This is a genomic window from Streptomyces sp. UG1 (assembly GCF_049974585.1).
Classification (GTDB): Bacteria; Actinomycetota; Actinomycetes; order Streptomycetales; family Streptomycetaceae; genus Streptomyces.
This window is the reverse complement of sequence record NZ_JBNGGG010000027.1, coordinates 124,324-137,348: the sequence shown is the minus strand read 5'-3', so window position 1 is coordinate 137,348 and position 13,025 is coordinate 124,324. Positions and strand designations below refer to the sequence as shown.

Below are 13,025 nucleotides of genomic sequence, written 5' to 3'. Positions count from 1 at the left end.
CGACCGCCGACCGGTGAGGCGCATTCCGCGCGGCAACCGCACGAGGGCGCCCCTCAAGACCTGCCCGATGCGGGAAGCCCCCGCGGCGGGCGCAACGAAGGATGGAACCAGAAAGAAGAACGACATGAAGGCATGGCAGTTCACCGGGACCGGCAAACCCCTGCAGTTGGCCGAACTGGAGATCCCGCGCCCCGACCCCGGTCAGGTGCTCCTGAAAGTCGGCGCGGCGGGTCTGTGCCACTCCGACGTCAGCAGCTTGGACGACCCTCTCATCGGCGCCGCCCTGGCCAAGACGCCGATCACCCTGGGCCACGAGATCGCCGGCACCGTCGAAACCGTCGGCGACGGCGTCACCGGATGGAAGACCGGTGACCGCGTCGGTGTCTGTCCCACGGCGAGCGCCGCCGCCCCGGGCTCCGACGGCCCCGCCGCACAAGAGGTCGCCCCGGGCTACGGGCACGACGGCGGCTTCGCCGACTACTACCTGGGCTCCGCGAACGACCTGGTGCACATCCCGGACGAGGTCGACATCGTCTACGGCGCCATGGCCACCGACGCGGGCATGACCTCCTACCACGCCCTCGTCGTCCGCGGCGGCGTCAAGGCCGGCATGAAGGTCGGCATCATCGGCATCGGCGGCCTGGGCCAGATAGCCGCCCGCGTCGGCGTCCTGCTCGGGGCCGAGGTGCACGTCGCCGAACCCAAGCAGAGCGCCTGGGACAGGGCCCGCTCCCTCGGTGCCACGGACGTCGTCGCTGATGCCGCCGAGTGGGCCGGCGCGGGCTTCGATCTCATCGTCGACTACGCCGGCTTCGGCACCACCACGGAAGCGGCGCTCAAGGCCGTCCGCTTCGACGGCACCGTCGTCCAGGTCGGACTCGCCCGGACCCAAGCCAGCATCGACACCCTGGCGATGGTCACCAGCCACGTCAACTACCTCGGCTCGATCGGCGGCACCAAGGACGACATCGCCGCCCTCTACGAACTCATGAGGAATGGGGACCTGGCCCCCCAGACCAACGAGATCTCCTTCGACGACATCCCAGCGGGCATCGAGGATCTGCGCGCCGGCAAGGTCGCCGGGCGCCTCGTCGCCCGCCTCTGAACCCACCGCAGCGAGCGCCGCAGGAGCCGCACAGCCGACGAAATCCCGCCTCAGGCACACACCTGAGGCGGGACTTCGTCCCTACGGCAGGGCCGCACAACGCCGTTCACCCGGACCGCGCCACCATCTGCTCCCTGGTACGACTGCCAGCCGTGCGCAACCGGCCCCTTGGCCAACTCACTTTCCAACACCGCGAACTGGGCCTCGCTCAGCCGCGGCGGCGAGGCCGAACCCACCGACTGCAAAGCCTGTGGCCCGCCCCTGTCCCAAGCGCGCCGCCACCGCTGGACCGACCGGACACTGACCCGTAACTCCTTGGCGATCACCGAGCTCGGCTCGCCCCGGACGAACCGCTCGGCGGCCATCATCCGGATGCCCTCACGGAACTGCCGCCGTTCATCCGACAGACCCCCGCCCTGCGCATACCTCATGACAACGACGTACCGCGAGGATCAAGCCCTGTCAGCACCTACGACAACCCGAGTTCAAGCTCAGTAAACGCCGGGTTCTGTGCACAGACGGACGCCGGCCGGCGCATTACAACACCAACCACTGCCCGGCATGAGCCCACGGAGGCGGAATCGACCGTGACCCCCACGGTCGCTGACGGCGGCACAGGGCCGAGCCCTGGTGGTGCGTCCGGCCCCCGGTTACTGGATCACTTCCAGATCACCGAGCCGTCGTCCTCCGGGAGGTCGGCGTTGGCCAGGTCCGCGTAGGCGTGTGCCGCGGCCGAGTTACGGAGCAGCTGTGTGGTTCGGCTCCTCCGGGCCGTCGACAGCAGATGGACGACTCTTGATCCATGCGAGCCCCCCGAGGTCCAGTTGATGCTGGGCACGAGTGACGGCGACGTAGGCGAGGCGTGCGTCCGAATCGCTCACCGCTCCTGGGATCGGGCGGCCGCTTGCGTCCTGCTGGTCGCTGTCGGGCGGCGGGGGAAAGTCGTCGGCGATTCTGACTTCGGGCCACTCCCGGCCCTTTGCCTTGTGCGCTGTGGAGACCGTCACCTCGGCCTTGTTCTCGTCGGTCAGCGCGTCGACGGCGGCGATGACAGCTTCGGGACCATGAGTGTCGACGAGTTCAACGAACGGCTGGAGGTCTCGGCCGGCGGGATCGTGCTCCGCGTAGTCCTGCAACTCACCCCAGGAAGCGAAGAGAACCAGTTCGGGGTGGGAGGTGCGACGGCCGTCTTTGAGGTCCCCAGCGGCGAGCGCCAGTGCGATGAGTGTCGAAAGCCCTCCGCGTGGGCGGGGTCCTCGGTCTCCTCGGCGGTGGTCACGGGCGCCTCACGCGCGGGCGGCGATGCGCTCGCCGAGCTCGGTGGCGGCCAGGCTGTCGAGGGCGAGGTGGAGGTGTTCCTCGGCGGCGGCGAGATGCGGCAGTTTGGCATGAACATGTCGGACTCATGGGCCCACCGGCCGTGGCTGTAGTGCGACGCTGTGCCTGCCGAAAAACTCATCCGTCCTGGTGGGGGCTGGTGTACGGGTGGTGTCGAGCGCGGACGCTCGGGCGGGTGCTCCGGGCACCTGGTGAGTGCCCCGGCAGGATGATCTGTCGTGCTGCCTGGACTTGCCTATCTGGATGTGGCGAACGTGTTCCCCCTGCTGCGGCTGCCGGTGAGCAACCAGGACAAGGACGCGGAGATCCTCGCTCTGCGCCGTCAGATCACGATGCTGGAACGCCAACTCGGCCGGGATCGGGTGCGGTTCGCCCCGAGTGACCGGGTGTTCCTGGCCGCGCTGCTGCACCGGCTCCCGCGCGGTGTGCTGCGCCGGGCACGGCTGCTGGTGCGCCCGGACACTGTGCTGCACTGGCACCGTTACCTGGTCTCGCGCCGCCATGCGGCCCGTTCCCGGCCCAAACGTGCGGGTCAGCCGCGTACCGTGCGCTCGATCCGCGTTCTCGTGCTGCGTCTGGCGCGGGAGAATCCCGGCTGGGGCTACCAGCGCATCCACGGCGAGCTGCTGGTTGTGGGCGTGCAGGTGGCCGCCTCCACGGTGTGGGAGATCCTGAAGGAGGCGGGGATCGACCCGGTACCCGAGCGGGGTTCCAGCACCTGGACGGACTTTCTGCGCTCCCAGGCCGATACCCTGCTGGCGTGTGACTTCTTCGAAGCAGTCACCCTGTCCGAGGCGCGGCTGTACGTGTTCGCGGTGATCGGGCACGCCGGCCGGCGCATCCGCGTCCTGGGCGCGACGGCGCAGCCAACCGCCTCCTGGGTGGCACAGGCCGCCAGGAACCTCGTCATGGATCTCGAGGGTGCCGGCTGCAGGGCCCGGTTCATGATCCGCGACCGCGACGGGAAGTACCCCGCCCTGTTCGACACCGTCCCCAAGGATGCGGGGATCGAGGTCGTACTCAGCGGGGTGCGGATGCCGGGGATGAACGCGTTCATGGAACGGTGGGTGCAGACCTGCCGACGCGAGCTCCTGGACCGCACCCTGGTCTGGAACCAGCACCATCTGCTCCACGCCCTGCGCGAGTTCGAGACGTTCTATAACGAGCACCGGCCCCACCAAGGCATCGCCAACACCCGACCACTGCACCCCCTGCCTCCGCCGATCAGCGACCCGGACGCCATCGCCCACCTCGACATACGACGACGCGACCGCCTCGGCGGCACCCTCCACGAGTACCAGCATGCGTCCTGACCTGCACGGACGAAGTTTCCGGCAAGGGCAGGTCCATCTAGCCGGACGGCAAACCCAGCTTGTCGAAGAACGCCCTGTTCCGCTCCGTGGCCGAGTTGACCAGCCCGTCGAAGCTCATGACCTCGATGTACGCCTTCGCGGAGTCATTGAAGCCGAAGTACCCGAGGCCGTCGTGGGTCGGCCGCAGGTTCGAGATCTCGCACCGCTCGATCATCCTGTCCGTGAGATCGGCAATGATATAGCAGAACGCCGGTGGCTCGTGGGTCGGCGGGATCGGCCTCCCGGTCGCGGTCAGCACTCCCCCGGCTCGGATCCTCTTGACGTAGTCCAGACACTGCTGGATGGGGTTCTTGTCCTCGGTGGCGTCCTTGCGCATCGGGCGCTTGATCTCGACCACGACGATCGACGGCAGGGGCAGCTTCTGCCCCTCCGCGGCGAGCACCGGAGAGTCGATGAGCCGGGTCGCGAGGATGTCGGGCTCCTTCGTTGACTCGGACCCCGTGACCGGCATGCTCTTCAGCGTCTTGTCGGAAGCGAGGTAGTCGTGGAAGGCGAGCCTCTCGTCGATGATCCACAGGTTCGACCCGTCGGAGGCGAGCTCGTTGGACTCCGTCCGCATCGGGACGATCAGCGAGTGGATCGCGTCCTCCCGGCTGTACTTCCCGTCCTTGTCGGCGCGGATCAGACGCCCGAGCAGATCCAGCACCGTGCGGCGGCGCGAGACGTACGCGGCCAGATCCGACTGGTTGATCTCGCTGACAGTGGCGAGGTAGGCGGCGAGCCGCTCCGCGTAGTCCTCGGCCGGCTCCGCCTCGGCCTCCGCGAAGATCTCCTGCCCCTGCACGAACGCGTCGGACTCGATCTTCTGCAGGTGCCGGTGGAGTTGGAGCTCGAGGTCCTGGTCCTTGACCGACGGGTCGACCGTGATGCCGCGCTCCTCGATCTTGGCGAGCACGGGCCGGTACCGCGGCGCGCGCTTGGTCACGAAGTCGTGCACGCGCTGCTTCCCCTGCTCGCGGGCCGACTCGAGCGGGTCCTTCAGGATCTTCGCAACCTCTTCGAGGACGGCGTCGCGGATGTCATCGAGCGAGAGGTCGTCGACGAGCGGCTGCCCGGCGATGCGGTCGCTGATTTCGAAGGCCGTCCGGTCGGCGCGGACGCGCTCGTCGAGGAAGTCCGAGGCCAGGTAGCACGCGTAGACGAACTCGCCGGAGGCCTCGTCCACGAGCTTGCCGTGGAGCCCGGGCACCTTCCCGCTCAGGTTCTCCTCAATGACAACGCGGCTCGCCGCGCACCAGTGGAGGCGGGGGACGGAGTTCCGCGCGGTGGCCTTCAGGCGGAGGTTCAGCATGTCGAATTTCTGGCCCTTGACCTCGATCGTCGACGACGTCATCGCCGAGTCGACGAACTCGTTCATCAGGTCGGCCAGCGACACCGTCTCGTCGTCGTCCGCAATCGTCACTACGGGTGCACCGCCGGGCCGGAGAAAGTACCAGATGCAGTGCTCGAACACCTCGCGCGCGATAGCGTCGACGCCCTTCGGTGCGTGCTGCTGGAACGACTTCTTGAAGCCGTCGAGGCTGACGACCGCTCCCGGGCGGGCGAACCCGTCGGCCTCTCCGTCCTGCTCGACCTCACGCTCGACCGAGAACCTGAACTGGCGTCCTCGGAGCTGCCCGTCGTCGTCCTCGTATGCGCTGCGGACCGACACCCGGTCGAAGGCTTTGAGCCACAGGAGCCGGCCGATGCCCCGGCATCCGAGATCGGACTTGAAGTCACTGTCCAAGGTCTCGAACGAAGACATGTTCTGCTCCGTGAACCCCACGCCGTCGTCGGCGACGGTAAAGCCGACGATCGGCTTCATGGGCGTGCGGCCTGGTCCCGCGGGGCCGAAGTCGAGCTCCGCCTGGGAGTCGCGGTGAACCCTCACGTCGATCCGGCCGGGCGCGTCCGTCCCCTCGCTCCGTGCATCGATCGCCTGAATGCCGTTCACGATCGCCTCGAGGAGGGGCAGGAGTGCGTGGCTCTTGGGCAAGCTGGTATTCCGAACGCGACCCGCCAAGGACGTTGTCAGCGCCATGACTCCCCCTCTCGATGATGGTCGCTCGCCAGCCTATCGGCGCGCACCGGCATACGTGGATGAAGGCGACCCACGGTGGGGTTCCGATGTATTGCGGTGACCAGGGACGCTGAGGGGCCGCGCGGCGGAGGATTCCACGCTATGAGTGATCATCTTCCGGATCCGTGGACGGACTTCGCCCGATCCGGGGGTTTGCCGGCCGCCCGGGCATGACCACCTCGCTGAGAGGCCAGGTTCCCGCTCGTGACCACACCCGATGATGTCCACCACCTGCTCACCGGCGCCGGCCAGGTCCTCGACGACTTGCGCCACCAGGAAAAAGACCTTCAAGAACGCCTCGCCGCGGTGCGCGAGCGGCTGCCGGCCGGACAGGCCGTCCCGGCCCCGGTCGAGCGCCGGCGCTCCCTGTCCGCCGGCCCGGTCGCGGAGGCAGCCGCTGGCGACGGTCCGGCCGTGGACCCGGGCCGGACGCGGCCGGCGATGACCGAGCGGATCGCGCTGCTGCTGGCCCAGGACCCGGCCCGCACCTGGAGCCCGGAGCAGGTCCACCAGGCCCATGATGCGCCGCTGGCCGGCGCGTACTCCAGCATGTCCCGGCCGGAAAAGCGCGGCCGTCTGGTCCGGGTGGACCACGGCGCCCACCGCGCCGCCCCGCCGGCCGGGCGGGGGTGAACCACCCGTGCTGGAACGGCAGTTCGTCCCGGAACCAGGTGTGTCCGCCTGGCGCACTGGTGTCCGCGACCGCATCGACGCCTACACCCCCACCGCCGCGGAAGCCGGCCAGGCACTGCTGTGGGAGCGGATTGCCACCACGCTGCGCAAGACCGTCGCGCGCGCCGACCCGCTAGTTGCGCCCATGGCCCGCACCCTGGCCGCCGCCTTGTGGCAGGTCGCCGTCTTCGCCGACAGCCACGACCTGGGCCGGGGCGAGCAGGTGTGGATGGCCGAGGAGACCTCCGGCCCTCCGCCCAGGGACGACACACAGCGTTCATCAAGGACCGTTTCCCGTCTCGACCCTGCGACACCCGCCGAGCGCCCCAGCAACTCACAGACTGCAGCCGCGGCCGCTGTCGCCCTCCGTCCGATCCCCGCACTCGCCATCCAAACCGGGGGCGCCGTCGCCGCTTCGATAACCGCACACCACGCAGGACCGACAGCCCCGGCAGGCCGGGCTCGCAAGGCGGCAGCCGGTGCCGAGCAGGCACCGCGCTCACCCCACAGCGGCCGCGAACCGACACCCCAGACCGCAGCCGCACAGCGCACGGATGCCGACGCCCTGACCCCAGAGCGCTTCGGTCCCCGGGGGAACCGGACGACGGGCCGGCGCCGCCGGAGCCCCTGGAGCCGCCTCACTCCCCTGCCGGCCGATCCAACCGGAATGTATGCCGCGAACTGCCCGGCCCAGTGACACCGCGATCCAGCACTATGGCCGTCCTCGAGGATGTATACCTTGATGAGGAGATCACTGATGGCGTTGACCGCTGCGGAGATCGCCGACATTCGGCGCTACGCCCAGAAACTGGCCGACCAGGCTCCCCCACTCACCCCCAAGCAGCGGGACCGCCTACAAGCCCTGCTCCCGCGCAAGCAGACCCAGCCGAAGCCGATCGCCGCCTAGAAGCGGCCCCCACCAGGCCGGTGTTCCAGCACCAGACCGACAGGGGCCAGTCCATCCAGCACATGCCGAAGGCCCGGCTTCTCGCTCGCCAGCGACCGGACCCCGGCTACTCGGGCCGACGCACCGCCGAAGAGCTGGTCAGGCGCCTGCGCGCGGCACCGCCCGGCGTCACGGCCGAACACCACACCGAGGCCGGACGGGACGCCGTCATGGCCCTGGTGACCGTGCTGCGACCCTGGGCAGCGTCAAGAAGGACCTCGACCGCTCGGTCGACAAACCTGGGACAGCACCCCGACGGCCGGATCTTCGCCTCGCTGCCCCGAGCCGGACGTGTCAACGCCGCCCAGATGCCGGCCGAGTGGGGGGGGAACTCCGCGACGCCTACGACACGCCGGACGCCGTTGCCGCGTTCACGGGCGTCGCCCAGGTCACCAAGGCGTCCGGCCGCATGCGCGTAGCCTCCTACAGTTGGGCCTGCAACAAGCGCCTCCGCCAGGCCGTCACGAACTTCGCGGACAACAGCCGCCACGAGAGCCCCTGGGCAGCAGACGTCTCCCAGCGAGCCCGAGCCCGCGGCATGGACCACCCGCACGCCACCCGGGTCCTGGCCCGCGCATGGATCCGCGTGATCTACCGCTGCTGGCTCAACCACGAGCCCTACGACCCCGCACGGCACGATGCGGCGAGAGGCTTCTCGGCCCAACCCAACCTGGCTCAAGCAGTGTGAGGTTGACACAGGGGGTGTCATCGGTCCCCTTGGGTCACTTCTTAACCCCCCGGAGTAGCCACAAGAACGGGGTTTTAGCGTGTACGGCGCGATGTGGGCGGCGGCGCTGATCGCGGCGGCGTTCACGGCGGCCACGATCCGGGAGGCGGTCGACCGGGCGCTCGCGGTGATTCCGGCGAGCAGCCGCCTCGCCCGTACCGTGCGCCGGGTCGTCTCGCTCCACGACACCCGGATGACCTGGGAGGACACGCTCACCACGGTCGCCGAGGAGACCGCCGGGCTCGGCTGGATCCACACCATTCCGAACGCGGCCGTGCTCACCGCCGGGCTGCTGTACGGCGACGGCGACTTCACCCGGACCATCACCCTCACCGTGCGCGGCGGCCTGGACACCGACTCCAACGGGGCGACGGCCGGGTCGGTGGCGGGGGTGCTGACCGGCGCGGAGGCGATCCCGGACCAGTGGACCGCGCCGCTGGAGGACACGGTCCGCAGTGCGGTGTTCGGGTTCGACGGGGTGCGGATCAGCGAGCTGGCGGAGCGGACGGTGCGGCTCGCGGGGGTGGAGGGGGATGGCTAGGCGGCGGATCGTGACGGGGGCGGAGGAGGAGGCCTAAGCGGTGCGCACGGCGGGCGGAGGAGGAGGCGGACGTCCAGACGGTGCGCGCGGAGGCGAAAGCGGAGGTCCAGACGGTGCGCGCGTGGGCGGAGGCGGAAGGTTCAGGCGGCGGTGCGCGCGGCAGTGGCGGTACGTGAGGGGGCGCCGGAGGCGCTTCCGCGGGCGGGCGCCCGGGGCGCTTCTCCGCGCGGGGCGTGGGCTTCTGGAGCCGGGCCGGTGCTTCCGTGGGCGGGGCGGGCGGCCGGGGTGTGGTCGCGTGGGCTGGTTACCCTTCCCCAATGACCACGACGCAAGACTTCGCCACGTACATCGCGGGTCTCCCCCGCGTCCTCGCCGGTGCCGCCGCTCTCTTCCGGGACGCCGAGGGCCGGGTGCTGCTCGTGGAGCCCAACTACCGTGAGGGCTGGGCGCTTCCGGGCGGCACGATCGAGTCCGACGACGGCGAGACGCCCCGCCAGGGCGCGCGCCGGGAGACGTCCGAGGAGATCGGCCTGGACCGGGCGCTCGGCCGGCTGCTCGCGGTGGACTGGGTGCACGGGGCGGGGCGGCCGCCGCTGGTGGCGTATCTGTACGACGGCGGGGTCCTCGGCGAGGACGACCTCAAGGCGATCCGGTTGCAGGAGGAGGAGCTGCTGTCCTGGCGGCTGGTGGCGCGCGAGGAGCTCACCGCGCATCTGCCGGGCGCGCTGGGCCGCCGCTGCCTGGCCGCGCTGGACGTGCTCGCCGACGGCGGCGCGACGGCAGAATTGGAGAACGGTCACCGGGTGGGCTGACCAGGAGGCGGGCGGGGCGCGCTCAGCCCTCGACGTCCCTCGGCTTCACGTCCACCGCGCGCAGCGCCTCGTCGCGTTCGGCGACCCGGGCCTCTGTGCGGTGGCCGCGCTCGATGTAGTCGCGGACGACGAGTTCGACGGCGTCCTGGGGGTTGCCCACGCCCGCGAGGACCATGGCTTCCACGACGAGTTCGGCATCCAGTGACACGGTGACCTTGGCCATGCCGGGACGTTAGCACCACACCCGCTCGGTCGAATATCCATTCGCCGCTCTCACCTCGCCCGTCCTACCCTCGGCAGCATGACCAAGCCGCCCCTCGTCGCGATCCTCAGCGGTGCCGGTATCAGCACGGACTCCGGGATCCCCGACTACCGCGGCCCGAACGGGCTGTGGCGCCGGGATCCGGAGGCCGAGAAGCTCGTGACGTACGAGTACTACATGGGCGACCCGGAGATCCGGCGCCGCTCGTGGCAGCTGCGGCGCCGGAACCGGACGCTCGGGGCCGAGCCCAACGCCGCGCACCGGGCGGTGGCCGAGCTGGCGATGTCGGGCGTGCCGGTGCGGGTGATCACGCAGAACGTGGACGGGCTGCACCAGCTCGCCGGGATGCCCGCCCGCAAGGTACTCGAACTGCACGGCAGCGTTCGGAGCGTGCTGTGCACCAAGTGCGATGCGCGCGGGCCGATGGAGGACGCGCTGGCCCGGGTCGAGGCCGGCGAGGCCGATCCGCCGTGTCTGGACTGCGGCGGGATCCTGAAGTCGGCGACGGTGATGTTCGGCGAGCGGCTCGATCCGGCGGTGCTCGGTGAGGCGGTCGCGATCACCAAGGCGTGCCAGGTGTTCATCGCCGTCGGCACCAGCCTTCAGGTGCAGCCCGCCGCCGGGCTCGCGGGCGTGGCGTCCGACCACGGCGCCCGGCTCGTCATCGTCAACGCCGAGCCGACGCCGTACGACGAACTCGCCGACGAGGTGATCCGGGAGCCGATCGGCACGGCGCTGCCGGAGCTGCTGCGCGGGCTCGGCGAGTGGCCGAGGATGCGATCATGACCCCTCGGATCCGCCATGTGACGATCGACTCCACCGACGCCCACCGCCTCGCCGGGTTCTGGTCCCGGGTGCTGGGCCTGCCCGTGCACGAGGGCGGCCCGCCGGGGGACGAGTAAGCGCTGATCGAAGGGGCCGGGCTGCTGTTCGTCACCGTCCCCGAGCCCAAGTCCGTCAAGAACCGGGTGCATCTGGACCTGGAGCCGCAGGATCGGACCCGGGACGAGGAGGTCGAGCGGGTTCTCGGGCTCGGTGCCGCCCTGGTCGACGACCGCCGCAATCCGGACGGCACGGGCTGGGCGGTCCTCGCCGATCCGGAGGGCAACGAGTTCTGTGTGGAGCGCGGTGCCGGGGAGCGGGTGGGCGGCTGAACCGGGACCGGGGCGGGCCGGGTTCAGAACAGCGCCGATCCGCTCTCGAAGTCCAGCAGGCGCTTCTTGCGGTCCAGGCCGCCGCCGTAGCCGGTGAGGCTGCCGTTGGTCCCGACGACGCGGTGGCAGGGGACGATGATGCCGATCGGGTTCTTGCCGTTGGCGAGGCCGACCGCGCGGGAGGCGCCGGAGTTGCCGAGGGCGTCGGCGAGTTGGCCGTAGGAGCGGGTCTCGCCGTAGGGGATCGTGCAGAGCTGGTTCCAGACCCGGCGCTGGAAGTCGGTGCCGTTCAGGCGCAGTTCCAGGGTGAACTCCTTCAACTCGCCCCTGAAATAGGCCTCCAGTTGGTCGATCGTCTCACCGAAGGGCGTCTCGTCCCGCTCTCCGAAGGTCTCCTCGGGTGGGCGGTGGCGTTGGCCGGTCATGTAGAGGCCGCACAGGACGCCGTCCTCGGCGACGAGCGTGAGCGGGCCGTACGGGCTGTCGATGACGGTGTGCTGCTTCACTGGTTTTCCTTACACGGGGATTACACGGGGAGGAAGTTGATCGGGTGGCTGTCCGTCGCCCACAGGTACTGGACGGCGTACGCCCGCCAGGGGCGCCAGGCCGCAGCGCGGGCCGTGAGGGCTGCCGGGGTGGACGGCAGGCCCAGTTCCTGGGCGGCGCGGCGGATGCCGAGGTCGGTGGGGAGGAAGGCGTCGGGGTCGCCGAGGGCGCGCATGGCGATGACATCGACCGTCCAGGGGCCGAAGCCGGGGAGGGACAGGAGACGGGCTCGGGTCTCGGGCCAGTCGCTGTCGGGACCCAGGCGCACCTCGCCGTCGGCGAGTCGGCGGACCAAGGTGGTGAAGGTCGTCCGGCGGGAGCGCGGCATCGCCAGGGACTCCGGGTCCGCGGTCGCCAACGCCTCGGGGGACGGGAAGAGGTGCGTGAGACCGCCCTCGGGGTCGTCGATCCGCTCGCCGTGGGCGGTGACCAGGCGGGCCGCGTGGGTGCGGGCGGCGGCCGTGGAGACCTGCTGGCCGAGCACGGCCCGTACGGCGAACTCCGCCTCGTCGACCGTGCGCGGGACCCGGCGTCCGGGCGCCTTGTCGACCAGGGGCGCCAGCAGGGGATCCGCGCGCAACTGGTCGTCGATGGCGACCGGATCGGCGTCCAGGTCGAGCATCCGGCGGCACCGGCTGATCGCGACGGTCAGATCGCGCAGGTCGCCGAGGGTGAGGCGGCAGGCGATGTGGTCGGGCCGGGGGGTCAGGGACACGATGCCGTGGGCGTGCGGCAGCCTGAGCGTGCGCCGGTAGGCGCCGTCCCGCCACTCCTCGACGCCGGGTACGGCGGTCGCCGCGAGGTGGCCGAAGAGGTTGTCGGGGTTGAGCGGGGCGCGGAACGGCAGGCGGAGCGTGAGGGCGCCCCCGGTGTTCGCCGAGGTCCCCGGATTGCTGCGGGGGGCGCGGCCGCGCAGGTCCGTCGGGGAGAGGGCGAAGACCTCGCGGACGGTGTCGTTGAAGGTGCGGATGGACGCGAAACCGGCCGCGAAGGCGATGTCCGCCATGGGCAGTTGCGTCGTCTCGATGAGGAGGCGGGCCGCCTGGGCGCGCTGGGCGCGGGCCAGGGCGAGCGGGCCGGCGCCGAGTTCGGCGAGGAGCTGGCGTTCGATCTGCCGGGTGCTGTAGCCGAGCCGGGTGGCGAGGCCGGGTACGCCCTCGCGGTCGACGACGCCGTCGGCGATCAGGCGCATCGCGCGGGCCACGAGGTCGGCGCGCTGGTTCCACTCCGGAGAGCCGGGGCTGGTGTCCGGGCGGCAGCGCTTGCAGGCGCGGAAGCCGGCCTGCTGGCAGGCGGCGGCGCTCGGGTGGAACCGCATGTTCTCCGGCTTGGGCGCGACCACCGGGCAACTCGGCCGGCAGTAGATCCCGGTCGTGACGACCGCCGTGAAGAACCAGCCGTCGAAGCGGGCGTCCTTGGACTGGACGGCGCGCACGCAGCGCTCCGTGTCGGTGTGCATCCCCTTCTGCATGCGTCCAGCATGACGACGG

At 70.6% G+C, this 13,025-nt stretch carries 12 protein-coding genes and 4 pseudogenes; 10 read left to right on the top strand and 6 right to left on the bottom strand.

Going from position 1 to position 13,025, the window contains the following annotated elements; all coding sequences use genetic code 11:
• Window positions 1-124: 124 nt before the first annotated feature.
• On the top strand, window positions 125-1,105 hold the full coding sequence (locus tag ACP4J3_RS28695; protein WP_426538951.1) for a zinc-binding dehydrogenase: 981 nt from the start codon (window positions 125-127) through the stop codon (window positions 1,103-1,105).
• A 146-nt stretch (window positions 1,106-1,251) separates the two neighbouring features.
• Here ACP4J3_RS28695 and ACP4J3_RS28690 read toward each other — a convergent pair.
• Together ACP4J3_RS28690 and ACP4J3_RS28685 are read right to left on the bottom strand one after the other, a co-directional pair.
• Window positions 1,252-1,536: pseudogene (locus ACP4J3_RS28690) on the bottom strand (helix-turn-helix domain-containing protein); the annotation flags it as partial.
• Between the two features lie 306 nt (window positions 1,537-1,842).
• Window positions 1,843-2,346 (bottom strand): annotated as a pseudogene (locus tag ACP4J3_RS28685) (3'-5' exonuclease); the annotation flags it as partial.
• Between the two features lie 315 nt (window positions 2,347-2,661).
• On the opposite strand from ACP4J3_RS28685, the gene ACP4J3_RS28680 reads away from it, so the two are divergent.
• On the top strand, window positions 2,662-3,756 hold the full coding sequence (locus ACP4J3_RS28680) for an integrase core domain-containing protein (protein WP_426538950.1): 1,095 nt from the start codon (window positions 2,662-2,664) through the stop codon (window positions 3,754-3,756).
• A gap of 37 nt (window positions 3,757-3,793) precedes the next feature.
• Here ACP4J3_RS28680 and ACP4J3_RS28675 read toward each other — a convergent pair whose 3' ends face one another.
• Window positions 3,794-5,791, bottom strand: coding sequence for an ATP-binding protein (locus tag ACP4J3_RS28675; RefSeq protein ID WP_426538949.1), 1,998 nt, complete (start codon window positions 5,789-5,791; stop codon window positions 3,794-3,796).
• A gap of 288 nt (window positions 5,792-6,079) precedes the next feature.
• Between ACP4J3_RS28675 and ACP4J3_RS28670 the strand changes: the two genes are divergently transcribed.
• The 6 genes and pseudogenes from ACP4J3_RS28670 (at window position 6,080) to ACP4J3_RS28645 (ending at window position 9,573) form a co-directional block, all read left to right on the top strand.
• A complete protein-coding gene (locus tag ACP4J3_RS28670) occupies window positions 6,080-6,508 on the top strand; it encodes a hypothetical protein (protein WP_426538948.1) in 429 nt (142 codons plus the stop codon).
• A gap of 7 nt (window positions 6,509-6,515) precedes the next feature.
• Complete coding sequence (locus ACP4J3_RS28665; RefSeq protein WP_426538947.1) at window positions 6,516-7,244, top strand: hypothetical protein; 729 nt, start codon at window positions 6,516-6,518, stop codon at window positions 7,242-7,244.
• Between the two features lie 60 nt (window positions 7,245-7,304).
• Window positions 7,305-7,454, top strand: coding sequence for a hypothetical protein (locus ACP4J3_RS28660; protein ID WP_426538946.1), 150 nt, complete (start codon window positions 7,305-7,307; stop codon window positions 7,452-7,454).
• A gap of 358 nt (window positions 7,455-7,812) precedes the next feature.
• Complete coding sequence (locus tag ACP4J3_RS28655; RefSeq protein ID WP_426538945.1) at window positions 7,813-8,181, top strand: transposase; 369 nt, start codon at window positions 7,813-7,815, stop codon at window positions 8,179-8,181.
• A gap of 70 nt (window positions 8,182-8,251) precedes the next feature.
• Window positions 8,252-8,761: pseudogene (locus ACP4J3_RS28650) on the top strand (ADP-ribosylglycohydrolase family protein); the annotation flags it as partial.
• A 317-nt stretch (window positions 8,762-9,078) separates the two neighbouring features.
• Window positions 9,079-9,573, top strand: coding sequence for an NUDIX domain-containing protein (locus tag ACP4J3_RS28645; RefSeq protein ID WP_426538944.1), 495 nt, complete (start codon window positions 9,079-9,081; stop codon window positions 9,571-9,573).
• 22 nt (window positions 9,574-9,595) lie between these two features.
• Here ACP4J3_RS28645 and ACP4J3_RS28640 read toward each other — a convergent pair whose 3' ends face one another.
• The gene (locus ACP4J3_RS28640) at window positions 9,596-9,796 is read right to left on the bottom strand and encodes a type II toxin-antitoxin system VapB family antitoxin (RefSeq protein WP_426538943.1); all 201 of its coding nucleotides are present in this window, start codon (window positions 9,794-9,796) and stop codon (window positions 9,596-9,598) included.
• 78 nt (window positions 9,797-9,874) lie between these two features.
• Between ACP4J3_RS28640 and ACP4J3_RS28635 the strand changes: the two genes are divergently transcribed.
• Together ACP4J3_RS28635 and ACP4J3_RS28630 are read left to right on the top strand one after the other, a co-directional pair.
• Window positions 9,875-10,621: an SIR2 family NAD-dependent protein deacylase gene (locus tag ACP4J3_RS28635; RefSeq protein ID WP_426538942.1), complete on the top strand. Its 747-nt coding sequence runs from the start codon at window positions 9,875-9,877 to the stop codon at window positions 10,619-10,621.
• Window positions 10,618-10,989: pseudogene (locus ACP4J3_RS28630) on the top strand (VOC family protein). Before ACP4J3_RS28635 ends, ACP4J3_RS28630 begins: the two are co-directional and overlap by 4 nt.
• 23 nt (window positions 10,990-11,012) lie before the next feature.
• Here the strand turns inward: ACP4J3_RS28630 and ACP4J3_RS28625 are convergent.
• A complete protein-coding gene (locus tag ACP4J3_RS28625) occupies window positions 11,013-11,495 on the bottom strand; it encodes a methylated-DNA--[protein]-cysteine S-methyltransferase (protein WP_426538941.1) in 483 nt (160 codons plus the stop codon).
• A gap of 20 nt (window positions 11,496-11,515) precedes the next feature.
• On the bottom strand, window positions 11,516-13,006 hold the full coding sequence (locus tag ACP4J3_RS28620; protein WP_426538940.1) for an AlkA N-terminal domain-containing protein: 1,491 nt from the start codon (window positions 13,004-13,006) through the stop codon (window positions 11,516-11,518).
• Between the last annotated feature and the right edge of the window lie 19 nt (window positions 13,007-13,025).